The organism is Novosphingobium sp. MD-1 (genome assembly GCF_001014975.1).
Taxonomy (GTDB): domain Bacteria; phylum Pseudomonadota; class Alphaproteobacteria; order Sphingomonadales; family Sphingomonadaceae; genus Novosphingobium.
Window position 1 is genome coordinate 521,539 of the sequence record NZ_BBXA01000030.1, and the last position, 22,280, is coordinate 543,818.

Here is a 22,280-nt window from a genome sequence, read left to right on the forward strand (position 1 = left end):
CTGGTGGCGCGGCTGGTCGCGGCGGCGGTTCTGCTTGCCGCCGCGCTCCCGGTTGCGGGCAGCGCGCCCGTGCTTGACGGACTGCGAGACAAAGCGCGCGCCGCGCTGGACCGGGGTGACGGGATCGCCGCCGAAGTGCCGCTGCGCGAAGCGGTGCGCAACGGCACACCGGCCGATGCGGTGCGCGATCTGGTGGGCGAGGCGCTGCTGCTCGAAGGCGACCGGACGGAAGCGCGCCGCTGGCTGACGGAAGGCGCGTTCGCCCCTGACACGGCGGGCAACGGCTGGCGTGTTCGCGGACGACTCGAACTGGCGGAAGGCAATCTCCAGCGTGCCGCGCAGGCGTTCGACCAGGCCTTGCGGTTCACGCCCGATGATGCCGGATTGTGGGTCGATATCGCGCGGCTGCGCTTTTCGGGCGGCGAGCAGGCCCAGGCGATCGGGGCCGCGGATCACGCCGTGCGGCTGGACCCGAACAACGTGCGCGCGCTGGAACTGCGCGGGATGCTGGTGCGCGAACAGTATGGCTTGCGCGCCGCCCTGCCGTGGTTCGAGGCCGGTCTGCGGATCGCGCCCAACGACAAGGCCCTGCTGGGCGAATATGCCGCAACCTTGGGTGATCTTGGCCAGTATCGCGCGATGCTGGCGGTCTGCCGCAAACTGATCGAGGTCGATCCGAAGAACGCGCGCGCGCTTTACCTGCAAGCTGTGCTGGCGGCCCGCGCGGGAAAAACCGAGCTGGCCCGCTCGATCCTGCTGCGCACGGGATCGGCGCTGCGCGACATGCCGGCCGCCATCCAGCTCAACGGCATTCTCGAATACCGTGCCGGCAACGTGAACCTGGCGGTCGAATATTTCGATCGCCTGTCGCGGATGCAGCCGGACAACCTCGAGGCGCAGAAGATGCTGGCGCGGGCGCTGGATCGCCAGGGGGATTACCGGCAGATACTCGACCGGTTCGAGATCGTAGCGCGACAGCCCTGGGCATCACCCTATATGCTCGCGCTTGTCGGTCATGCGTGGGAACGGCAGGGCAAGCCGCAACGTGCCGCGCCCTATCTTGCCCGGGCGGCGCAGCACGGCGTTCGTCCGTTCGCGCCGCTGCCGTCGGGCGCACCGCTGGGCGTGCTGGGCGTGCGCTACAACGAAGCGCCGAATTTCGCGACCAACGTGCTGCCCTATGTCCGGGGGCTGCTCGAAATGCGGCTCAACGGCGAGGCGCTCGCGGTCGCCACGCGCCTGCGCGACGCCAATCCCGGTGCGTCGGAAGCACACCTGCTGGTTGGCGATGTCAGGATGCTGGCGGGCGACACGACCGGAGCCATTGCCGATTATGATCGGGCCGCGTCCATCCGCTATACCGAGCCGGTTCTGGTCCGGATGGATGCGGCGTTACGCGCGGCGGGGAGGGCGCGCGACGCCGATGGCATGACCGCGCGCTATCTGTTCCAGAACCCCGGCAGCGTGCAAGCCATGAAGCTGCTGGAAGCGGGCTGGCGACGCGAGGGGCGGGGTGCGGATGCGGATGCGATGGCGCAGGTCCTGGCCGGGCGCGGGCAGGGCTGATCGCGCCTCTCTCCTGGTCCGGCGGATTCGCTCTGGACAGGACACCGCCCCGGGCGTTACGACCTCGCTTTAATCGATCAATTAAATACGAGGGAGCGGCATGGCCGGAGCGCTGGAAGGACTGACTGTCATCGAGTTCGCAGGGATCGGGCCGGGGCCGTTTGCCTGCATGATGCTGGCGGATCATGGCGCCAGGGTGATCCGGATCGACCGCCCCGGGGCCACCAGCCGCGTAGGCGACGATGGCCAGCGCGATATCCTCAACCGCAACCGTCAGCGCATCGCGCTGGATCTCAAGGACCCGGCGTCGCTGGCGCGCATTCGCGAGCTGGTGAAGGAGGCCGATGCCATCGTCGAGGGCTATCGCCCCGGCGTGATGGAGCGGCTCGGGCTTGGTCCGGACGTGCTGCTGGCCGACAACCCGCGGCTGGTCTACGGCCGGATGACGGGCTGGGGCCAGGACGGGCCGATGGCGCCGCTGGCGGGGCACGACATCAACTATATCGCCCTGTCCGGCGCGCTGCACACCTATGGCGAGGCGGGGGGCAAGCCCCAGTTTCCGGTCAACGCGGTCGGCGATTTCGGCGGTGGTGGCATGCTGATGGCGTTCGGAATCATGGCGGCGGTGTTCAGCGCCCGCACCACCGGCAAGGGGCAGGTGGTCGACTGCGCGATGGTCGATGGTGCGGCGATCCTGTCCGCGATGACGTGGACGTTCTTCGGCAACGGCATCTGGAAGGACGAACGCGGCGTCAACCTGCTCGATGGGGGCACGCATTTCTACGACACCTACGAGACGGCGGACGGCAAGTGGATTTCGATCGGATCGATCGAACCACAGTTCTATGCGCTGCTGATGGAGAAGACCGGGCTGAAGGACGATCCGGATTTCGCGCGGCAGATGGATGCGAAGGCGTGGCCCGATCTCAAGCAGCGGACCAAAGCGCTGTTCCTGACGAAGACCCGCGACGAATGGTGCGCGATCATGGATGGCACGGACATCTGCTTCGCGCCGGTGCTCAGCCTGTCGGAAGCGCCCGGCCACGCGCACAACGTCGCACGTGGCACGTTCGTGAAGGATGGAGGCATGGTCATGCCCGCGCCGGCGCCGCGCTTCCTCGGCACGCCGGCTCCCGAACCGACGCTCGCCTCGATGCCGATTGAATAGCAACCCGACGGAGTGAGGGTCAGTCCGCGCCGGTGTCGGGATGCCGACGCCGGTGGCGGATCGACCACCATAACGACAGGCCGATCAGCGCCGCGCCGATCAGCCCCGTGACGCTTTCGGGAATGTGGAAGCGCGCCGATGCCAGCATGATCCCGCCCAGCGCGATGATTGCCCAGAACGCGCCGTGTTCAAGATAGCGGTATTCCGCCAGCGTGCCGCGCTTCACCAGCATGATGGTCATCGAACGGACGAACATGGCGCCAATCGACAGGCCCAGCGCGATGATGACCATGTTGTTGGACAACGCGAATGCGCCGATCACGCCGTCGAAGCTGAACGAGGCATCCAGCACGTTGAGGTACAGGAATCCGCCTAGGCCGGAGCGGACCATCGCGCCCGCCGCCTTCTGCGCTTCTTCGCGCATTTCGAGGACCGTGCCGATCGCTTCCACCGCGATGAAGGCGACGATGCCGAGCATCCCCGACACGATGAAGGTATGCGCCTCGGTGGCGTCCAGCAGCAGCGAGACCAGATAGAGCCCCACCATCAGCAGGCCGATCTCGGCGGCCTTGACGTTGGAGACGAGGCTCAGCTTCTCCTCGATCCAGCGGATCCAGTGGACTTCCTTTTCGCCGTCGAAGAAGAACGACAGGCCCACCATCGCCAGAAACGCGCCACCGAAGCCGGCAATGCCCACATGCGCGCCGCTGACGATCGCTTCGTAGCGCGCCGGTTCGTTGAGCGAGAGCTTGAGCGCTTCCACCGGCCCGATTCCGGCGGCAATCGCCACGATGGCCAGCGGGAACACGATGCGCATGCCGAATACCGCGATCACCATGCCCCAGGTGAGGAACCGCCGCTGCCAGATGTCGTCCATCTCGGCGAGGACGGTGGCGTTGACCACCGCATTGTCGAACGACAGCGAGATTTCGAGGATCGACAGCACCGTGACGATCCACACCAGCGCCAATGTTGCCGATGCCGAGCCCGTCAGCCACCAGCCATAAGCTACCGCCAGCGCGAGGCAGACCAGCGTGAAGCCGATCGAGCCCTTGAAGAAACGAAGCACGGTTTGGTCCCCTGAAGATGCGGAAATGCGGTGGCCGGTGCGCGGCCACGGACGGTCGCGCCGGGCATAGCGGAACGACCCGGCAACGCAATGCCGGGAAATGCGCGGATGCTTGCGTTATCCGGATTCAGCGCGGCTGGTAGGTCTGTTCGATGCCGGGGAAGGTCCGTTCGCGGACTTCGTCGGCATAGCGCGCGGCCGCGCCGGAGATCGTCTCGGCCAGGTTCTCGTAGATCTTCACGAAACGCGGCACCCGTTCGAACATGCCCAGCATATCCTCGGTCACCAGCACCTGCCCGTCGCACTGCGCCGATGCGCCGATGCCGATAGTGGGGCAGGGCACGGCCTTCGTGATCTGGATGGCGATGGGTTCCACCACGCCTTCGATCACGATGGCGAACGCGCCGGCATCGGCCAGCGCCCTGGCGTCGCCGACGATCTTGGCGGCTTCCGCTTCGCTGCGGCCGCGCGCGTTGTAGCCGCCCAGCACATTCACTGCCTGCGGGGTAAGACCAACATGGCCCATCACGGGGATCCCCCGCCGGGTGAGGAAGGCCACGGTTTCCGCCATGGCTTCGCCCCCTTCGAGCTTCACCGCCGCGCAGCCCGTCTCCTTGAGCAGGCGCGCGGCGCTGGCGAACGCTTGTTCCGGTGAACCTTCATAGGCGCCGAATGGCATGTCCACCACGACGGCGGCGTGATAGCTGCCGCGCACGACCGCCGCGCCGTGCGCGGCCATCATGTCGAGCGTGACGGGAACGCTCGAAGGCAGGCCGTAGATCACCTGCCCCAGCGAATCCCCGACCAGAAGAAGATCGCAATGCGCATCGAGCAACTGTGCCTGTCGGGCGGTGTAGGCGGTCAGCATCACCACGGGCTGGTCGGTCACTCCGTCCTTCTTGCGCTGACGGATCGCCGGAACTGTCAGGCGCTTCATCGGCGCCGGCGTCGGGTTGGCGCGGCTGGTCGCGGTATCGAGCTGGAACGTCGTGGACATGCATGTGGTCCCTTCGGAATACGGGGACAAGCCTTCTAGACCATCGTTCGCCGCCCGCAAGCATGCCGGCATCCCCAGAAGGCGGGGGAAAAAGACCTTTGCGTGACGGAACCTTGCCGCTAGCTTCCTCCGCCACAACCTGGTTGCCGGTGTAACCGTTCCGAGGGATCGGCGGTCCGCAACGGTCCAAGGCGGGAGAATTCCATGTTCGGTCGCGTCAAACCACTCGACGCCATTCTTGCTACTGCCGAGAAGAAATCCTTGCATCGCTCGCTCGGCGCCTTCCAACTTACCATGCTCGGGATCGGCGCCGTGATCGGCACCGGCATTTTCGTGCTCACGGCCGAAGCGGCGCAGAAGGCCGGGCCGGGCATGATGCTCAGCTTCGTCATCGCCGGCTTCGTCTGCGCCGTTGCCGCCCTGTGCTATGCCGAAATGGCGGCGATGGTGCCGGTTTCCGGCTCCGCCTATACCTACAGCTACGCCGTGATGGGCGAATTGATCGCCTGGATGGTCGGCTGGGCCTTGATCCTCGAATACGCGGTGGCGGCCGGCGCGGTCAGCGTCGGCTGGTCGGGCTATGTGGTCGGGCTGGTGGAGAACGCCTTCCACATAGACATACCCGACATGCTCGTGCGCGGCCCCTATGACGGTGGCGTTATCAACCTGCCGGCGATGCTGATCGCCAGCCTCGTCACCGGGCTCCTCGTGATCGGCACCAAGGAAAGCGCGACGGTCAACGCCGTTCTCGTGGCTATCAAGGTGTCCGCGCTGACGCTGTTCGTCATCCTGTCGGTACCGGTGATGAACATGAAGAACTTCGAACCGTTCATGCCACTGGGCTTCAGCGGCGTGGGCGCGGCCGCCGCCTCGATCTTCTTCGCCTATGTCGGCTTCGACGCGGTCTCGACCGCCGCCGAGGAAACCAAGAATCCGCAGCGGAACATGCCGATCGGCCTGATCGGCAGCCTTGCGATCTGCACCATCTTCTATCTGCTGGTGGCGGCGGGCGTGATCGGTTCGGTCGGTGCGCAGCCGGTCATGGACGCGCACGGCATGGGCCTTGAGCCCGGCAGCCGCGAACTGGCGGCTCAGTGCGCCAGCATTGGCGATCAGGCCGTGGTCTGCTCCAAGGAAGCGCTGGCGTGGACGCTGCGCGAGATCGGCTGGCCGAAGATCGGCAACCTGATCGGGCTCGCGGCCGGCCTTGCCCTGCCTTCGGTCATCCTGATGATGATGTTCGGCCAGACCCGCATCTTCTTCGTGATGAGCCGCGATGGCCTGCTTCCGGCAGCCTTTTCCAAAATCCACCCCAAGTTCAACACCCCGCACGTCATCACCATCCTGACGGGTGTGTTCGTGGCCTTGTTTTCGGCATTCTTCCCGGTGGGTCTGCTTGCCAACATCTCGAACTCCGGCACGCTATTTGCGTTCGCGGCGGTTTCGGTCGCGGTGCTGATCCTGCGGCGCACGGAACCTTCGCGGCATCGTCCGTTCCGCACTCCGGCGATCATGGTTACCGCGCCGCTGTCGTTCCTGGGCTGCCTCTATCTGTTCTACAAGCTGGACGTGAAGAGCCAGATGCTGTTCGTGGTCTGGGCGGCGGTGGGCCTGCTGGTCTATTTCGCCTACAGCCGCAGCCGCAGCCATGTGGGCCGTGGTACGGTCGAGGTGCACGAGGAGGACGCGGACATTCCGCCGCAGCCGGTGCCGCCGCTGCCCTGATCGACCGGTTAGATCGGATCCGCGCAAAAAAAGGGGCGCTTCCTGCGGGAAGCGCCCCTTTTCTTTCCACGGATGCCGCAATCAATCCGATGTAACGAGGTGCAGCGCCCTGACATTTTGCGCGGATGCCTGCGCCATCATTTCGTAAGCCGCCCGCGCCCATATCTCGGCATGGGTGAAGCGTTCCGCCCGGTTCGCGGAATCGGCTTCGGCCTTGTCGGTGGCCGCGTGCCCCGCTTGCGCGGCGGCTTTGACCTGACCGGCGATCGAGAACTGCGTCCCGGCGGGCGAAGACGATGTCGCTGGCGCGGTCTGGTCCATCCTTGCCGGCTGATCGGCCGAGGGCGATGCCGGGTTTGTCGTTGCCGTATTGCTGGCGACGCCTGCCGTGTTAACCGGCGGCGAAGCTGCGGGCTTGTCGTCGACTGGCGCCTGTGGCTGCGCCGCCTTGTTCTCGGCCACCTCGGGGCCTTCGGCGTCCGCTGGCGTGTTAACTTCCGACGCCGGAGGATTGGTGTCCGCCGGGGGCGCCGACGCAACCGCCGGGGGCGTTTGGTCCAGCGGTTCGGCGGGCGCGCTCGCGGCTTGCCCGGTCACAGCTGGCGGCTGTGCGGTTGCCGTCGCCGGATCGGCCGCAACGGGCTCCTGCGCAACGGGCTGGCTGTCGGTAACGGCCGGCGCAGCGAGAGCGGTGTTGTCGTTCGACGAAGCGGGCGACGATGCCACCGGCGCAGCCTCGACTGGGGCGGGCGCGACCGCCGGAACAGAGTAGGTTACCGGCTCCGCAGGCGTATTGCCGGTTTCCACGATTACGCCCGGCGAGGTTGCGCTTTCGGTCGACGTGCCGGCCGATGCGGGCGCGGTCGCGCTAGTCGCGACGGGCGCGCTTGCGACTGCCGTGGATGTCGAAGTGCTGGTGGCCGGAGCCGGCTGCGTGGTCGTGGATGATGCAACGGTATTATTGTTCGTCGTCTGCTTCGGCGCTACCCAGCCGAACAGACCACCAAGTGTCATTCCCATGATATCTACCCATACGTTTTATCGCGTTGGGAGCTACCGGTGGCCTGTTAAGGCGTAAAAAATGGGAATGGTTTACCGGCGGGTAATCGTCTCCGGTCCGGTTCTATCAGACCACACTACGTGGGCTTGGTTAAGATCGGGTTTCCACGGCGGGCGGTGGGCGTTTATCCCCGCAGCCGCTCGATGCCCTGCGCCAGTGCCACGTAGAGCTTGCCCATGTCCGAGGACAGCAGTGTCACGCCCAGCGCGTTGCCATCGCGTGTGGACAGAAGCTGGCGCAGCATCGCCTCGAAATCGTGGATGTAATGGTTCACGTTCTCGCGGAAATCGCGGTTGCGTTCGTAGTGGTTCTGGATCGCCTTGGCCTGCCCGTTGTCGATCAGGCTGACCGCGCGCCGTGTGAAGATGCCCCGGTCTCCGCGGAGATAGGCCGCCCACGCGGTTTCCGACACGTCGGTCGACAGCGCCTTGGCGATATCGATGGAGGTCGAGTTGAGCGATTCGGTGATGAGCGCCACCCGCCGGGCAAAATCGTTGTCGACCTGTTCGGTTGCGCGTTCGCGCAGGCGTTCGACACGCGCTTCCAGATTGCCGGCCAGTTCGTCCACGCGGCTTAGCTGATCGCGCATCTGGATAACCGAATCGCGGCTCGCCTGCGTCGCGGCGTCGATCGCTTCTTCCAGCTTGCCCACCAGTTCCGCGCCGCGTCCCTGAAGCACGCGCACGATGGCCGCTCCGCTCTGGTCGCCGAGCTGGTTCGCGATTTCCTCGATTTCGCCGACGGTGCCTTCGCGCAGTTGCGAGGCGATCCCCGAAGCGACGCTGGAGAGCCGTGTAAGCACTTCGGTAAGCCGCTCGTCAACTTGCGTGGCCAGCTCCTCGCTTTCCTCGCGCGCCGTGGCGAGGATCTGGCGCAGTTCGCTGATGCTGACCTGCTGTTCGGCGGCACGGCTGAGAAAGGCTTCCTGAAACCGGCCGACGTCCTTGATCGCATCGCGCACTTCGCCGCGCGTGGCGACAATGTCTTCGGACAGGGTGCGCCCGCTGTCGCCCGCTTCGCGCAACGTGTCGCGCAGCATGAACACGCGATCCTCGATGCCTTTCAGCCCGGCTTCGGAACTGCGCAGCGCTTCGGGAAGCTGTGTGCGGGTGTGTTCGCCGCTCACCTGGATCAGTTCGAGCAGGCGAACCGCCGCCAGCGTCAGTTCCCCGATCTGCACGTCCGTTTTCGAAAGGGCCTCGCGCGATTCCGCAAGCCGCTGGTTGAGCAGACCCAGGGCCTGATCGACGGCCTGCGCGGTTTCCCCGCCCTGTTCGCCCGAGGCGCGCAGCGCCAGCGAGAACGACACCACGCGTTCGGCGATCTGATCGCAATGCGTGGCGAGCTGCCGGGTGCTCTGCATCTGTTGCCGGCGCTGTTCCTCGATCACCTGGTCCAGCTCGGCCAGCTTGGCGGCCAGCGCGTCGGCCGCTTCGGCGCCGGCGGCTTCCATTGCCTGGCGCCGCAGCAGGATGGCATCGTCGATCTCGGTCAAACGGCGCGTCAGCGCGGCGCGCTGTTCCGAAGCGGAAGCCTCGGTGCTCGCGCGCCGGCGTGCCAGTTCGTCGTCCAGCCGCCGGGCTTCCGCCTCGATCCGGGAAACCAGCGAGCGGGCGGAATCCTCGAACCCGGCCAGCTGCTCCATCGCCTGCGCCACCACCGCTTCATGATCGCGGCTGACCGCGCCCAGTGATTGCAACGTGGTATCGGCATGGGCGGCGGAGCGTTCGTACCAGGCCTTGAGCGCGTCGCTTTCGGCGGCGGCGATCTGTTCGCCAAGCCTGCCGCTTTCCTCGCGCAGAGTATCGAAGCGCAGTTGCAGGGCATCCAGCGCCTCGGCCTCGGCCGCCATCGTGGCGACGCGGTGCTGGTCCAGTTCGGTCGCGAGGTGATCGGCGCGCGCACGGATCGCCGCCAGGGCCGCGATCTCGTCCTGATCGAGGCGCTCGCGGAATGCCTCGCCTTCAGCCGTCAGTGCGGCAAAGCGCTCGGCCGATGTTGTTTCGAGCTCTTGAGTTGCGGCCTCGAACGCGGCGAGCGCCTCGTTCACCTTGCGGCGGATCGAATCGACCTGCCGCTCGCTCGCCACGCCGAACTCGTTGAGGCGCTGGAATCCGGCAACCAGGCTTTCCAGTTCGAGATGCGCCGTGCGCCCGGCGCCGGCGATATTGTTGGTTACATCCTTCGCCGCGTTGGCGATGACCGGCAGTTGCCCCCGCAACTTCTCCATGTTGTCGAGCGCGCTGACCGAAACGGTGGCGATGCGATCGACCTGCGCGCCGTTGTCGACCACCAGTTCCTGCAACCGCGCCGCGCTGCCGGTAATGCGCTCCACCGCGATGCGCCCCAGCGCTTCCAGATCGCGGCTTTGCGAGGCAATGAAGTTGCGCGCCAGCGAGAGTTCGGTGTTCACGCTCGTCAAACGCTGTTCGAGCCGTTGCGACTCCAGCGAAAGCCCGCGCGCGGCATCGTTGAACCGCGCGGCTTCGCGCTTGCTCAAGCGCAGGACCAGCAGCAGCGCGACAAGACACAACAGCACGGGCATCGACCATGTGGAGATCGACTGGGCCCAGACGTTCAGAGCGGACGTTGCACGCAGCACGTCCAGGTTGGCCAATACGAAAAGAACGGTCCAGGCAGCTATCGCCAGGGCCGCCAGCGTGGGCGCGAGAAGGCCTGAAAACCGAGAACGGGTTGCTTCCTCGAACCATTCGCCTTCGTCGGTTTCGAACATCGGCAAGTCACTGATCGGATCGGTCAGTTCCAGCGGTTCTGTCTGATTGTCGCGCGTATCTGCAGCCGCCTCCGCTTCGGGCTGGCTGCTGTCGATCGGAATGATGCGTCCCCCACTCATGGAGCCGGCATACCACGCCGCGGGCAGCGGCATAAACCCAGTTTTAACAATGACTGTTGAATATGGCCCGATGGCCTATCTCGGCGAAAACATCGATGCCGCGCTGGCGGCGGCTGCGGGCGACGATCCGGCCCTGTTCCTTGAACTGCGCGCGGCGTTCGTGGAGAGTGTAGAGCGCCAGTTGGACCTGCTTTCGCGTGCGCGGTGCGATGGTAACTGGCACATGGCCGCGCTGCGGCTGAAGGGCCTTTCCGCCAGTTTTCATGACACGTCGCTGATGCAACTCGCCAACGAAGCGATCGAATCCGCGCCGGGCGAACCGCGCATCCTTCGGCAAATCCGCCAGCACATCGATGGGCTCGCGCCCGAAGCCTGACGTATCGCCATGGCGGACCGCCGGGCGGGGATAAGGCGGGCGGCGCGCTTGGCATAACTGCCTCCGCGCCCTACCATGGCGGCTTACAGGAGGCCGGAGAGCGTGCGGGTCGCATTGCTATCGCTGATGGATGCCGCGGCGGAAGAACCGTCGGGGCTGCGCGGGCACCTGCCGATAGGCGGGCGTTCGGTGTTGCGCCATCAGGTGGGCCTGGCGCTGGCCTTCGGATGCGCGCGCATCGTCGTGCAGGCAGAGGCTTTGACCGGCGAACTCGTGGCGCTTCAGCACGTGGCTGAGAGCGCTGGCGCCCGGTTTCATGTCATCCCCACGGCGCGGGCGCTGGTGCCGCTGGTTTCGCCCGAGGACGAACTGCTCGTGCTGGCCGATGGGCTGCTTGCCGTGCCAGAGGATGCCCTGCGCCTGCTCAACGACGGACCGGTGATCCTGACCATGCCGGTTGAAACGGGATTGGCCGCCGGGTTCGAACGGATCGATATCAACCACGCCAGCGCCGGCGCCATGCGATTGCCCGGGCGCGTTGTGGCGGGGCTGGGCGAATTGCCGCCCGAATGGAGCCCGGCCTCCGCCTTGCTGCGAATCGCGGTGCAGGCCGGCGTGCCACAGCGCGATATTCCCTTTGCGTTCATCGATCAGGGACGGTGGCGCCTTATCCGCAGCGAGGATGAAGCACACCGGGCCGAGCCGGGCTGGCTGCGGCTGCACACCATCGGTGCGCACCGCCGTTCGCCGGGCGAAATGCTGGCCGGCATCGCCGTGCAGAAGATCGGCCCCGCGCTGCTGCACGCCGGCACCCGGCCTTATATCGTCACCATAGCCTCGTTCGCGCTGGGCGTGCTGGGCGTCGGCGCGGGCTGGTTCGGCAGCGCGACGATCGGCTTTGCCCTGCTGGCGCTCTGCTGGCTCGTGGCCGAATGCGCCGCGCTGCTCGCTCGCGTGGAGCGGGCATCGCTTCTGGCATCGGCCCGCATGGCGCCGACCGGGGCCGCGTTCGCGTTGCTGCTCGATGCGGGCTTTGTCGCGCTTTGCGCGTGGCGGTCCGAGCTGGCGGATATTTCGGGTGTGGCGGCGGCGCTGCGCCTGTTCGCCCCGCTAGTCCTGATGTTGACGTTGCGGCTTGTGCCCGCGGTCTGCGCGGCCCGCGACTGGACATCGTGGCTGAGCGACCGCTTCCTGTGCGGCATCGGTCTGGCGGTGCTCAGCGCGATCGGGCCATTCGACGCCGTGCTTCGGATGGTCGTGCTGGCCCTGCTGGCGGGAACGCTGCTTGATGCCAGCGCTGTCGGCCGCCGTACCGCTAACGCCGCATCAACCATTCGGGAATAAAAGATTTCCGATGATGGACCCCGTGGTTCCCGCAGTCGCTTCCGGAGCGATGGAGGACGTGCTGGCCACGCGGCTGGCGGCGGAGGAGCGCGCGTATGCGGGGTCCGGACCAGTCCTGCAATATCTCCTCCACAACGGGCTGGGGACGATCTTCGATGACGAAATTCTGGCCCGCGTGCGCGGCATGCTGGCGGACTGCGCCCGCCAGCTTGCCGCCGCCCTGATCGGGCCGGATCGCGCCAGCCACCACGGCGAAGCGACGGTGGATGCGCTGATTGCCGGGCTGGCGGAACAACCGGCAGTCCTCGAACATCTTCATGCTCTTGCGCTCGAATGGCGTCTTGCGTTGCGGCTGCGGGATAGGGCCGCGCTCGATCCGGCATTGTCGCCGTTGATCCAGGAGCAGATCGGCGCTGCCAACCCATCGGTTTCGACGCTGGCGGTGAACCTGATGGCGGCGCAGGCGCGCTTCTGCCAGCAGCAGCGGCGGATGCAGTTGCCGCTGATGGAATTGCCCGGCGATGTGCTGAACCGCGCGATCCGCGTGATGCAGGGCGTGGCTCGCGAAGCCGATGCCGATGCGGTGCAGGCGGAACGGATCGTGCGCACCGGACTGGACGAAAAGCGCAGCCGTCTGGCTCTGCTGCGCCGCTCGGTGGCGGCACTGGGCGAGCGCGCCGGCGTCTCGCTGGTGCTGGCCCATGCGGGCGCGGCGCTGTTCGTTACGGCGCTGGCGCTGGGCGCAGGATGCTCGCGCGAAGCCGCCGTTTTCGCCACCGCCGAAGGGCATGAGACCCGGCTGCTGCTGGGGTTGATCGCCTGCGGGCTGGAGGAAAGCGCGATCGCGGCGCAATTCCTGGCGGTGCATCCGGGCGGAACGGTTCCAGAGGGTCTTGGCCTTGTCGCACCCGAACGCGCGGCGGCGCTGCTGTCCGGGTACGAGCGTTCATGAAGGCGCTCGATCTGGCTCACGGCGTCAGCGATCCCGACGACCGACTCATCGATGCCAGCGAAGTGCTGGCGGACTGGCAACGGCGCTGCGGGGGTGAACTGCCCGGCGTGATCGCGATCCCGGCTCTGCTCGAACTGGTGCGGTCGGCGCGGCGGGCCGGCACGCCGCTCGCGCGCACGATAACGTTCTTGGACGAAACGCGGGCGCTGTCCACGTGGGCCGCGGTAACGCCCGAAGCGGACGGGACGCGGATCGAACTCAGCCGGTGGCGGACGTCCGCCGTGGAGGAGGGCGGCGCGGACGCGCCCGGAGCGGCGGCGCTGGTCCGGCAGATCGCGGAAGCGCAAGTGCTGCTGGATGCCGAACAGCGCGTGGTCTCGGTCGACGCCATGGCCGCCGACCTTGCCGGCATGGCTGCAGCCATGCGCGAAGGAATCGGCCGGCGCTGGACCGAGTTCGTGACTCTGGCGGAGTTGGAGCATCACCAGAGCGCGCTGCACTGGCGCCTGCTGGACGATGCGGCGGTGGGAATCGACGGATCGGTCCGGCCCTGGCGCGCGCGGCTCTTCCCGATGGGGGATGCCGGCTTCGAACTGCTGCTGGTGCCGGACGGGATCGGCATCGTACCGCATGAAAGCGTAGCGCCTTCACCCCAGGCACCGGACGCGGCGAGCTGGAACGGCATCATCGGCCGCGAACTGGCGCCGGCGCTGCGGCAGCCGATCAACCGCATCATCGCCAACGCCGAAACGATCCGCACGCGCCTCGCCGGGCCGCTGTCGGACGAATACAGCACCTATGCCGGGGATATCGCCGAGGCGGGCCGCCATCTGCTGGGGCTGATCGAGGATCTGGCTGATCTGGAAGCCGTGGAGGCGGAGGGTTTCAAACCCGCGCCCGATCGGATCGATCTGGCCGATTGCGCGCGGCGCGCGGCGGGTATCCTGTCGGTGCGGGCGCAGGAGCGCGCGATCAGGCTGGCGACGCCCGCGGAAGAGGCGCGGACCCCCGCGATCGGTGAGTTCCGGCGCGTGCTTCAGATCCTGATAAACCTGTTGAACAACGCCATCCGCTACACGCCGGGCAGTTCCACCGTCACGCTGACCTGCTGGACTGATGGCGTGCGCGCGTGGCTGTGCGTGGCCGACGAAGGGCAGGGGTTGACGCAGGAGCAGGTGGACCGGCTGTTTGCCAAGTTCGAACGGCTGGGCCGATCGGGCGACGGCGGAACGGGGCTTGGCCTCTATATCTCGCGGCGATTGGCGCGCGCGATGGGGGGAGACCTGTCGGTGGAGGCGACGCCGGGGCAGGGCGCGCGGTTCGTGCTGGAACTGCCGGCCGATACGAACACCGAAATGGGCGCGTCGGAAATCTGAAAGGGGTCTAGCCCCGCCTGCGCGAGGCTCGCCATAGGGCGCCGACGCCCAGCAGGGCGAGCAGCGCGCCTTTCCATACCCATTCGCGTTGATCCAGCATGAAGCTGGAGGCGGGCCACAAGATGAGGCCGGTTCCCTGGCCCATCCACAGCCCGCCCATCAGGACGGCGGCGATGCCGAAAATCCGCAGGATCATTCTGAGCATCGCCGCCGCTCCCGAAGTTTAGCGCTGGTTCAGCGGGATGTAGTCGCGCTGCGTCGGCCCGGTGTAGAGCTGGCGCGGACGACCGATCTTCTGGCCGGGATCGGAGATCATTTCGTTCCACTGCGCCACCCAGCCCACAGTGCGGGCCAGAGCGAACAGCACGGTGAACATCGTGGTCGGGAAGCCGATCGCCGACAGGATGATGCCCGAATAGAAGTCCACGTTCGGGAACAGCTTCTTCTCGATGAAGTAGGGATCGCTGAGCGCGATCTCTTCGAGGCGAAGCGCGGTTTCGAAGAGCGGATCGTTCACCTTCAGCGCCGAGAACACCTCGCGCACCGTCTGCTGCATCACGGTCGCGCGCGGATCGTAGTTCTTGTACACGCGGTGGCCGAAGCCCATCAGGCGGAACGGATCGTTCTTGTCCTTGGCGCGCTCGATGTAGTGCGGGATCTTGTCGGGCGTGCCGATTTCCTTGAGCATGTTCAGCGCGGCTTCGTTCGCGCCGCCATGCGCCGGCCCCCACAGACAGGCGATGCCCGCCGCCATGCACGCGAACGGGTTGGCGCCCGACGATCCGGCAAGGCGCACGGTCGAGGTGGAGGCGTTCTGTTCGTGATCGGCATGGAGGATGAAGATGCGGTCCATCGCCCGTTCCACTTCGGGCACGACTTCGTATTCCTCGGCGGGCACGCCGAAGGTCATGCGCAGGAAGTTGCCGGTGTAGGACAGTTCGTTCTTCGGATAGAGGAACGGCTGGCCGACCGAATACTTGTAGGCCATGGCCGCGATCGTCGGCATCTTGGCGATCAGGCGGTGCGAGCTGATCTTGCGGTGCTGCGGATCGGCGATGTCGGTGGAGTCATGGTAGAATGCCGAAAGCGCCCCGACCACGCCGCACATGATCGCCATGGGGTGCGCATCGCGACGGAAGCCGCGATAGAACGTGCTGAGCTGTTCATGCACCATGGTGTGGCGGCTGATCGTACGGGTGAACTCGGCAAGTTCATCCTGGTTCGGCAGTTCGCCATTCAGCAGCAGGTAGCTGACTTCCATGAACGAGGAGTGTTCGGCAAGCTGGCCGATGGGATAGCCGCGGTGCAGCAGCACGCCTTCATCGCCATCGATATAGGTGATCGCGGAATCGCAGCTCGCGGTGGAGGTGAAGCCGGGATCGTAGGTGAACAGGCCGGTTTGCCCGTAGAGCTTGCGGATATCGACCACATCCGGCCCGATGGTGCCGCTGCGGACCGGCATTTCGACAGTCTTGCCGTCCGCGCTCAAAGTAGCCTGGTTTTCGCTCACGCTAAGCCCTCCTGATCTGGGTTGTGCCGTGGGAGATACGGCAAGGAGATTAGAAAACGAACTGGTTCATGCGGATTGGTCCCGGAGTCGCGCAAGCGCTTCCTCCTTGCCCAGCAAGACCAGCACGTCGAATATGCCCGGCGAGGTTGTCTGACCCGTCAACGCTGCGCGTAACGGCTGGGCAAGCTTGCCCAGTCCTACTCCCAGCTCCTCTGCCATGGCCTTGAGACTGGCCTCCAGCGTGGAGGTTGTCCAGTCGCATTCCGCATCGATCCTGGAGATGATCGCTGCGAGAATGGTGCGTGCATCGTCCGTCAGCAGGCTCTGCGCTTTCGCGTCGAGCGGCAGCGGACGCTGCGAGAACAGGAACACGGCGCCCTGCGCCAGTTCGTTGAGATCGGCCGCGCGTACCTTGAGCACGGGCATCGCCTGCTCCAGCAGCGCCATGTCCCGCGCGTCGTCGAACGCGGGGGCCAACGGCTTGAGCCGGGAAGCGACCAGACCCGCCAGCCGCGCATCATCGGCTTCGCGCAGGTAGTGGCCGGTGAGATTGAGCAGCTTCTTGAAATCGAACCGCGATGCGCCCTTGCCGACATGGCCGATATCGAACCATTCGACCGCCTGATCGCGGGAGATGATCTCCTCGTCGCCATGGCCCCAGCCCAGGCGCAGCAGATAGTTGAACACCGCTTCGGGCAGCAGCCCCATCTCGTCGCGATAGGCATCCACGCCCAGCGCGCCGTGCCGCTTGGAAAGCTTAGCCCCGTCCGCGCCGTGGATCAGCGGAATGTGGGCATAGGCCGGGTCCGGCCAGCCGCCCTCGATCGCGTGCATACCGCGAATGATCACGAGCTGGCGGAAGGCGTTGTTGATGTGATCGTCGCCCCGGATAACGTGCGTCACGCCCATGTCGTGATCGTCGACCACGACCGCGAGCATGTAGGTCGGCGTTCCGTCCGAGCGCAGCAGGATGAAATCGTCGATCTCGCTGTTGCTGACCGTGATTTCGCCCTGCACCAGGTCGGTGATGACCGTCTGTCCTTCGCGTGGGGCCTTGATCCGGACGACATAGGGCTGGCCCGCAGGCCAGGTCGCGGGATCGGCGTCGCGCCATTCGCTGTCGATGCGGAACGGGCGGCGTTCTTCCTGCGCCTTGGCGCGGCGCGCGGCCAGCTCTTCCTGCGTCAGGTAGCAGCGATAGGCATGGCCGGCCGCGAGCAGCGCATGCGCCACTTCGGCGTGCCGTTCCGAGCGGGCGAACTGGAACACGGCCGGTTCGTCACCGGTAAGGCCCAGCCATTCCAGCCCGTCGAAGATCGCGTCGATCGCCGCGTCGGTGGAGCGGGCGCGATCGGTGTCCTCGATCCGCAGCAGGTACGTGCCGCCGTGGTGGCGGGCGAACAACCAGTTGAAAAGCGCGGTCCTGGCGCCGCCGATATGCAGGAACCCGGTCGGCGAGGGAGCAAAGCGCGTAACAACGCCGGAGCGTTCCTGGCCGGCTCTGGCGGCCGATTGTGCGGAAACAGTTTCAGTGGCGCTTGCCATCGGCCGCGCGGTCCTTCCTATTGCATTCCATGGCGTCCATGGCCGCAGTCGAAACTGAGGCTGAACCGGCGGTGAATCTGCCGGTGGAACCGGCGCGGCATTGGGCCAATTATCGGCGCTTGTCCAGCATACTTCCGTCGAGCAACGCATTCCTCGCCGCCCGCCCATTCGAGCGTGCGCCATGGCTTGCGGTCGCGTTCCTGACGGGAATCGCAAGCTGGCTGGAACTGGACGGGCCATGGCAGTGGATGGCGCTTCTCGCCGCCTGCGCGGCGCTGGCGACGCTGGCCCTGGCGATCCCGCGCGAGGGTTCGCTGGACTACGTTCGGCTTGCCGCGCTTTCTCTGCCGCTCATGGTGGCGGCAGGTTGCGTGACGGTGTGGAGCAAGTCCGCGCTCGTCGGAAAGTCGGGGGTGGGCCATCCGACCTTCGGCTGGGTGGAGGGGCGCATTCTCGACCGGCAGGAGGAAAGTGCGCGGGGGCGGGTGCGCCTCCTCGTCGACGCGCGGATCGAAGGCGTGCCCGGTGCGATGCGGGTGCGCGTGAACCTGCCGCTGGAAGAGGACAGGCCCGGTCTTGCCGAAGGCGCCACGGTGCGGCTGCGGGCGCGTCTGATGCCGCCCGCTCCGCCGATGCTGCCGGGCGGATACGACTTCGCCCGGGCCGCGTGGTTCCAGGGCCTTGCCGCGACCGGCAGCGTGGTCGGGCCGGTCGATGTGCTGGCCCCGCCTGACGGGGGAGGGCTGCTGCGCCGCTGGCAGCAACACCTGGCCGATCACATCCGCGCCCGTCTCGTCGGATCGCCCGGTTCGATCGCGGCCGCGCTGGCCAGCGGCGATCGGGGCAGCATCGCGCCGACCGACGAGGACGCGATGCGCGATGCCGGGCTGACGCATCTGCTTTCGATCAGCGGCCTGCACGTCAGCGCGGTGATCGCGGCAGTCTATGTCCTGACTGTGCGCCTGTTCGCCTTGTTTCCCTTCGTGGCGCTGCGCGTGCGCCTGCCGATCGTCGCGGCGGCGGCCGGGGCGCTGGCGGGCATTGCCTATACCCTGCTGACGGGATCGGAAGTGCCGACGGTGCGATCGTGCATCGGCGCCTTGCTGGTGCTGGCGGCGCTGGCGCTGGGGCGCGATCCGCTGTCGCTGCGGATGCTGGCGGTGGCGGCGTTCTTCGTCATGGTGTTCTGGCCCGAGGCCGTGTTCGGGCCGAGCTTCCAGATGAGCTTCGCCTCGGTGATCGCGATCATCGCGTTCCACGGTTCCGCGCCGGCCAAGCGCTTCCTGGCCGCGCGCGAGGAAGGGGTACTGCTTTGCCTGGGGCGGCATCTCGTGATGCTGCTCGCGACGGGACTCGTGATCGAACTGGCGCTGATGCCGATCGGGCTGTTCCATTTCCACCGCGCCGGCATCTACGGCGCGGCGGCCAACGTCGTGGCCATTCCGCTGACCACGTTCGTGACCATGCCGCTGATCGCGCTGGCGCTGGTGCTGGACGTGGTGGGGGCGGGCGGGCCGGCGTGGTGGCTGACGGGCAAGTCGCTCGAACTCCTGCTGTGGCTGGCGCACGTGACGGCGGGGCAGCCCGGCGCGGTGACGTTGATGCCGTCGATGCCGCCCGGGGTGTTCGCGCTGTTCGTTGCCGGCGGGTTGTGGCTGGCGCTGTGGACCGGACCGGTGCGTCTGTGGGGCCTGGTTCCGGCGGCCGTCGCCGCGCTGGTCTTCGCCACCATGCGCCCGCCCGACATCCTGGTATCGGGCGATGGCCGTCACGTGGGCGTGACCGGAGAAGGCGCCGAACTGCTGGTACTACGCCAGACGCGCGGGGACTATACCCGCGAAAACCTGCTGGAAATGGCCGGCATGGAGGGAGATGTCCGCCCACTCGATACCTGGCCGGGCGCGGCCTGCAACGCCGATTTCTGCCGGATCGCGCTGAAGCGGGGCGGGCGTTCGTTCGCGGTGCTGATGGCCCGCGGGCAGAATCTGGTGGAGATCGGGGAGTTGAAACGGGCCTGCGCAGCGGCCGACATTGTCATCGCAGATCGCCGCCTACCACGCACCTGCCTGCCCCGGATGCTGAAAGCGGATCGGGCCTTGCTGGCACGGACCGGCGGGCTCGCCATCGATCTTGCCGCTGGCACCGTGCGCACCGTGGCCGAAACCCAGGGGCACCACGGCTGGTATCGCTGGCGGGCGACGCGCCGGCCGGAAGCCGCCCCGTCGCCCGCTTCAACGGATCAGTGATAGCGGCGCAGCAGCCCCGCCAGCTTTCCCTGCACCTGCACTTCATCGGGACGGTAGTATTGCGGATCGTAGGCGGCGTTGGCCGGATCGAGCCGGATCATGCCCTTTTCGCGGCGCAGGTACTTGAGCGTCGCTTCCTCGCCCCGGATCAGCGCCACCACGATTTCGCCATCGCGGGCGATGTCCGTGCGGCGGACCAGCGCGAAATCGCCATCGAAAATCCCGGCATCGACCATCGAATCCCCGGATACTTCCAGCGCGTAATGCTCACCCGCGCCGAGCAGGGCTGCGGGCACCGGCAATACGCTGGAGCCTTCCAGCGCCTCGATCGGGGCACCGGCGGCGATGCGGCCGTGCAGCGGCACTTCGATGACGTCGTTGGCCGGCGCCGGTGCGGTCTTCGGCGGGCTGCGCAGCGGCACGACCACATCGTTGGCGGGAGCCGTGCGCGACGCGGCCTTGGTGGTTGCGCTGTCCGGCTGGCGCAGCACTTCCAGAGCGCGGGCGCGGTTGGGTAGCCGACGGATGAAGCCGCGTTCCTCCAGCGCGGAAATCAGCCGGTGGACGCCCGATTTCGATTTGAGATCGAGAGCTTCCTTCATTTCCTCGAACGAGGGGGAAATGCCGGACTCCTCAAGCCGGAGCTGGATGAAAGTCAGCAGTTCGTGCTGCTTGCGCGTCAGCATTGCGCGTCACTCCATAGTGAACGAATGCGGAACGAATAAGCAACCAAAACGCACCCGTCAAGCAATTCCGCCATTTTCCAGCAAATAGACCGGAACATCCGTTCCCGCTGGCGTCAATGGCGCGCGGGCTTCGCGCCGGACCAGCGCGTTGCTGCGCGCGAGCGACGACAGCGCACCGGAATCCTGCAGGGGATCGAGCGTTACGCTGGCACCGTCCCAGCGGGCGCGCAGGAATTCGGTACGTCCGCCGCCCGCCGGCATATCCTGCGCGAGGCGAGCCGGAATCAGGCGCGGCAGCGTTTCCGCCGCACCCAGCGCGGCCCGGAGGAGCGGCAGCAGGAACAGGTAGCCGGTCACGAAGGCGGCGGCGGGATTGCCGGGCAGGCCCAGGATCACCTGTCTGCCGCGTTGCGCCACCATCAGTGGCTTGCCCGGCTTGATCGCGACCCGCCAGAAATCGAGCGTCGCGCCGGTGGCCTCGATTGCCGGGCGGACCAGATCGTGATCGCCCACCGAAGCGCCGCCGCTGGTAACCACCACATCGGCATCGCGCACGCGGTCCAGCGCGGCGGCCAGGTCGTCGAGCCGGTCGGGGATCGGCCCGATGCGATCGGTCACGACCTGGCAGGCAGCCGCCAGCGCCGCCAGCATCGGGCCGTTGCTGGCGGGAATCTGGTGCGGCGCGAGCGGGGTGCCGGGGGCGACCAGTTCATCGCCGCAATCGATGACGGCCAGTTTCACCGGCCGGCGCACGGCAAGGTAATGGTGCCCGGCGGCAACGGCGAGCGCGATCTGCGCCGCGCCCATGTGTTGCCCGGCCGGCAGCAAGGGGGCATCGAGGCTGAAATCCATGCCGCGCGGACGGATGTGCTTGTCACGGGGCACGGGCGGTTCGCCCGTCAGGTGCAGGCTGTCGTCCTCGCGCGTGGCGTCTTCCTGGATCAGCACCATGTCCGCGCCGTCGGGAACCACGGCGCCGGTGCTGATCCGCACCGCCTGTCCGGGCGCGACCGTGCCATCGAACGGATGGCCAGCGGCGCTTTCGCCCGCCACGGTCCACGGGCCGGGCAGGTCGGCCGCGCGCAGGGCGTATCCGTCCATGGCGGAGAGCGCGGCCTCGGGCTGGTTGCGCCGAGCGGTGAGCGGCTGGGCAAGATGGAAGCCCAGGCATTCGGCGGCGGGGCGACGTTCCACCGGCAGCGCGGGGGCCAGCGCGAGCAGGCGCCGCTGCGCCTCCTCCAGCGGTAACGGTGGGGTTTTCATGCCTGGTCTTGCCGCTCTTCGTCCGCGCGCCACGTGCCCGACTTGCCGCCGCGCTTTTCGATCAGGCGGACCTGTTCGATCACCATGCCTTTGTCCAGCGCCTTGGCCATGTCGTAGATGGTCAGCAGCGCGATCGAGACGGCGGTCAGCGCTTCCATTTCCACGCCAGTCCGGCCGGTGAGCGAGGCAGTGGCAGTCACCTCCACGCCATCGGGCACGAAGGCGAACTCCACTGCGACCGCATCGAGCGCAAGCGGATGGCACAGGGGGATGAGCTCGCCCGTCTTCTTCGCCGCCATGATCCCGCCGATCCGCGCTGCCGCCAGAACGTCGCCCTTTGGCGCATCGCCCTCGCGGATGGCGGCAAGCGTGGCCGGCGTCATGCGGATGCGGCCCTGCGCGATGGCGACGCGCGCCGTTTCCGCCTTGCCGCCGACATCGACCATGCGCGCATGGCCTTGTGAATCGAGATGCGTAAGCCCGTTCATGCGGAGCAATCTTGCGAAGTTGACAAAGTTGACACGGTCCATGGCGAAGGAACAC

The 22,280-nt window shown here is 66.9% G+C and carries 18 protein-coding genes; 8 read left to right on the plus strand and 10 right to left on the minus strand.

Annotation, left to right across the window (positions count from 1 at the left end; genetic code table 11):
• Nucleotides 1-3 precede the first annotated feature (3 nt).
• Together NMD1_RS15480 and NMD1_RS15485 are read left to right on the plus strand one after the other, a co-directional pair.
• A complete protein-coding gene (locus NMD1_RS15480; RefSeq protein ID WP_233497698.1) occupies nucleotides 4-1,566 on the plus strand; it encodes a tetratricopeptide repeat protein in 1,563 nt (520 codons plus the stop codon).
• A 100-nt stretch (nucleotides 1,567-1,666) separates the two neighbouring features.
• On the plus strand, nucleotides 1,667-2,734 hold the full coding sequence (locus NMD1_RS15485) for a CaiB/BaiF CoA-transferase family protein (protein ID WP_125955397.1): 1,068 nt from the start codon (nucleotides 1,667-1,669) through the stop codon (nucleotides 2,732-2,734).
• 19 nt (nucleotides 2,735-2,753) lie between these two features.
• Here the strand turns inward: NMD1_RS15485 and NMD1_RS15490 are convergent, their stop codons facing one another.
• Both NMD1_RS15490 and panB read right to left on the minus strand, forming a co-directional pair.
• Nucleotides 2,754-3,803, minus strand: a complete 1,050-nt coding sequence (locus NMD1_RS15490; protein WP_125955398.1) for a DUF475 domain-containing protein — start codon at nucleotides 3,801-3,803, stop codon at nucleotides 2,754-2,756.
• A gap of 127 nt (nucleotides 3,804-3,930) precedes the next feature.
• Nucleotides 3,931-4,800 carry a 3-methyl-2-oxobutanoate hydroxymethyltransferase gene (gene panB, locus NMD1_RS15495; protein WP_125955399.1) on the minus strand — a complete coding sequence of 290 codons (870 nt, stop codon included), beginning with the start codon at nucleotides 4,798-4,800 and terminating at the stop codon, nucleotides 3,931-3,933.
• A 204-nt stretch (nucleotides 4,801-5,004) separates the two neighbouring features.
• Between panB and NMD1_RS15500 the strand changes: the two genes are divergently transcribed.
• A complete protein-coding gene (locus NMD1_RS15500; protein ID WP_125955400.1) occupies nucleotides 5,005-6,525 on the plus strand; it encodes an amino acid permease in 1,521 nt (506 codons plus the stop codon).
• Nucleotides 6,526-6,606: 81 nt separating this feature from the next.
• On the opposite strand, the gene NMD1_RS15505 is transcribed toward NMD1_RS15500, so the two are convergent.
• Complete coding sequence (locus NMD1_RS15505; RefSeq protein ID WP_125955401.1) at nucleotides 6,607-7,545, minus strand: hypothetical protein; 939 nt, start codon at nucleotides 7,543-7,545, stop codon at nucleotides 6,607-6,609.
• A gap of 164 nt (nucleotides 7,546-7,709) precedes the next feature.
• Entirely contained in the window at nucleotides 7,710-10,439 is a 2,730-nt protein-coding gene (locus tag NMD1_RS15510; protein WP_125955402.1) for a hypothetical protein, read from the minus strand.
• A 70-nt stretch (nucleotides 10,440-10,509) separates the two neighbouring features.
• Between NMD1_RS15510 and NMD1_RS15515 the strand changes: the two genes are divergently transcribed.
• The 4 genes from NMD1_RS15515 (at nucleotide 10,510) to NMD1_RS15530 (ending at nucleotide 14,487) form a co-directional block, all read left to right on the plus strand.
• Complete coding sequence (locus tag NMD1_RS15515; protein WP_125955481.1) at nucleotides 10,510-10,815, plus strand: Hpt domain-containing protein; 306 nt, start codon at nucleotides 10,510-10,512, stop codon at nucleotides 10,813-10,815.
• Nucleotides 10,816-10,917: 102 nt separating this feature from the next.
• Complete coding sequence (locus NMD1_RS15520; protein WP_125955403.1) at nucleotides 10,918-12,159, plus strand: hypothetical protein; 1,242 nt, start codon at nucleotides 10,918-10,920, stop codon at nucleotides 12,157-12,159.
• A 10-nt stretch (nucleotides 12,160-12,169) separates the two neighbouring features.
• A complete protein-coding gene (locus NMD1_RS15525; RefSeq protein WP_125955404.1) occupies nucleotides 12,170-13,111 on the plus strand; it encodes a hypothetical protein in 942 nt (313 codons plus the stop codon).
• Nucleotides 13,108-14,487, plus strand: coding sequence for a HAMP domain-containing sensor histidine kinase (locus NMD1_RS15530; protein WP_125955405.1), 1,380 nt, complete (start codon nucleotides 13,108-13,110; stop codon nucleotides 14,485-14,487). Before NMD1_RS15525 ends, NMD1_RS15530 begins: the two co-directional genes overlap by 4 nt.
• Nucleotides 14,488-14,494: 7 nt before the next feature.
• On the opposite strand, the gene NMD1_RS15535 is transcribed toward NMD1_RS15530, so the two are convergent.
• From NMD1_RS15535 to gltX, 3 genes are all read right to left on the minus strand, one after another.
• Nucleotides 14,495-14,692 carry a hypothetical protein gene (locus tag NMD1_RS15535; protein WP_125955406.1) on the minus strand — a complete coding sequence of 66 codons (198 nt, stop codon included), beginning with the start codon at nucleotides 14,690-14,692 and terminating at the stop codon, nucleotides 14,495-14,497.
• Between the two features lie 18 nt (nucleotides 14,693-14,710).
• Nucleotides 14,711-15,997, minus strand: coding sequence for a citrate synthase (locus NMD1_RS15540; RefSeq protein WP_124807484.1), 1,287 nt, complete (start codon nucleotides 15,995-15,997; stop codon nucleotides 14,711-14,713).
• Between the two features lie 66 nt (nucleotides 15,998-16,063).
• Nucleotides 16,064-17,542, minus strand: coding sequence for a glutamate--tRNA ligase (gene gltX, locus NMD1_RS15545; protein ID WP_125955407.1), 1,479 nt, complete (start codon nucleotides 17,540-17,542; stop codon nucleotides 16,064-16,066).
• Nucleotides 17,543-17,661: 119 nt separating this feature from the next.
• Here gltX and NMD1_RS15550 point away from each other — a divergent pair, with 119 nt between their 5' ends.
• Nucleotides 17,662-19,788 (plus strand): ComEC/Rec2 family competence protein, encoded by a 2,127-nt coding sequence (locus tag NMD1_RS15550; protein ID WP_233497699.1) that lies wholly within the window; start codon nucleotides 17,662-17,664, stop codon nucleotides 19,786-19,788.
• Here NMD1_RS15550 and lexA read toward each other — a convergent pair.
• Genes lexA through moaC form a run of 3 tightly spaced genes read right to left on the minus strand, consistent with a single transcriptional unit; the run spans nucleotide 19,782 to nucleotide 22,225 of the window.
• Nucleotides 19,782-20,474, minus strand: a complete 693-nt coding sequence (gene lexA, locus NMD1_RS15555) for a transcriptional repressor LexA (protein WP_124807481.1) — start codon at nucleotides 20,472-20,474, stop codon at nucleotides 19,782-19,784. The genes NMD1_RS15550 and lexA overlap by 7 nt on opposite strands.
• A 57-nt stretch (nucleotides 20,475-20,531) precedes the next feature.
• On the minus strand, nucleotides 20,532-21,737 hold the full coding sequence (locus NMD1_RS15560) for a molybdopterin molybdotransferase MoeA (RefSeq protein ID WP_125955409.1): 1,206 nt from the start codon (nucleotides 21,735-21,737) through the stop codon (nucleotides 20,532-20,534).
• Nucleotides 21,734-22,225, minus strand: a complete 492-nt coding sequence (moaC, locus tag NMD1_RS15565; protein ID WP_125955410.1) for a cyclic pyranopterin monophosphate synthase MoaC — start codon at nucleotides 22,223-22,225, stop codon at nucleotides 21,734-21,736. Before moaC ends, NMD1_RS15560 begins: the two co-directional genes overlap by 4 nt.
• Nucleotides 22,226-22,280: the final 55 nt, after the last annotated feature.

Excerpts from the sequence above, each read along its gene's own strand:
- NMD1_RS15485 (WP_125955397.1), top strand. The coding sequence starts at position 1,667 with ATGGCCGGAGCGCTGGAAGGACTGACTGTCATCGAGTTCGCAGGGATC.
- NMD1_RS15500 (WP_125955400.1), top strand. The coding sequence starts at position 5,005 with ATGTTCGGTCGCGTCAAACCACTCGACGCCATTCTTGCTACTGCCGAG.
- NMD1_RS15525 (WP_125955404.1), top strand. The coding sequence starts at position 12,170 with ATGATGGACCCCGTGGTTCCCGCAGTCGCTTCCGGAGCGATGGAGGAC.
- NMD1_RS15515 (WP_125955481.1), top strand. The coding sequence starts at position 10,510 with ATGGCCTATCTCGGCGAAAACATCGATGCCGCGCTGGCGGCGGCTGCG.
- panB (WP_125955399.1), bottom strand. The coding sequence starts at position 4,800 with ATGTCCACGACGTTCCAGCTCGATACCGCGACCAGCCGCGCCAACCCG.
- NMD1_RS15505 (WP_125955401.1), bottom strand. The coding sequence starts at position 7,545 with ATGGGAATGACACTTGGTGGTCTGTTCGGCTGGGTAGCGCCGAAGCAG.
- NMD1_RS15560 (WP_125955409.1), bottom strand. The coding sequence starts at position 21,737 with ATGAAAACCCCACCGTTACCGCTGGAGGAGGCGCAGCGGCGCCTGCTC.
- gltX (WP_125955407.1), bottom strand. The coding sequence starts at position 17,542 with ATGGCAAGCGCCACTGAAACTGTTTCCGCACAATCGGCCGCCAGAGCC.
- moaC (WP_125955410.1), bottom strand. The coding sequence starts at position 22,225 with ATGAACGGGCTTACGCATCTCGATTCACAAGGCCATGCGCGCATGGTC.
- NMD1_RS15530 (WP_125955405.1), top strand. The coding sequence starts at position 13,108 with ATGAAGGCGCTCGATCTGGCTCACGGCGTCAGCGATCCCGACGACCGA.
- NMD1_RS15535 (WP_125955406.1), bottom strand. The coding sequence starts at position 14,692 with ATGCTCAGAATGATCCTGCGGATTTTCGGCATCGCCGCCGTCCTGATG.
- lexA (WP_124807481.1), bottom strand. The coding sequence starts at position 20,474 with ATGCTGACGCGCAAGCAGCACGAACTGCTGACTTTCATCCAGCTCCGG.
- NMD1_RS15510 (WP_125955402.1), bottom strand. The coding sequence starts at position 10,439 with ATGAGTGGGGGACGCATCATTCCGATCGACAGCAGCCAGCCCGAAGCG.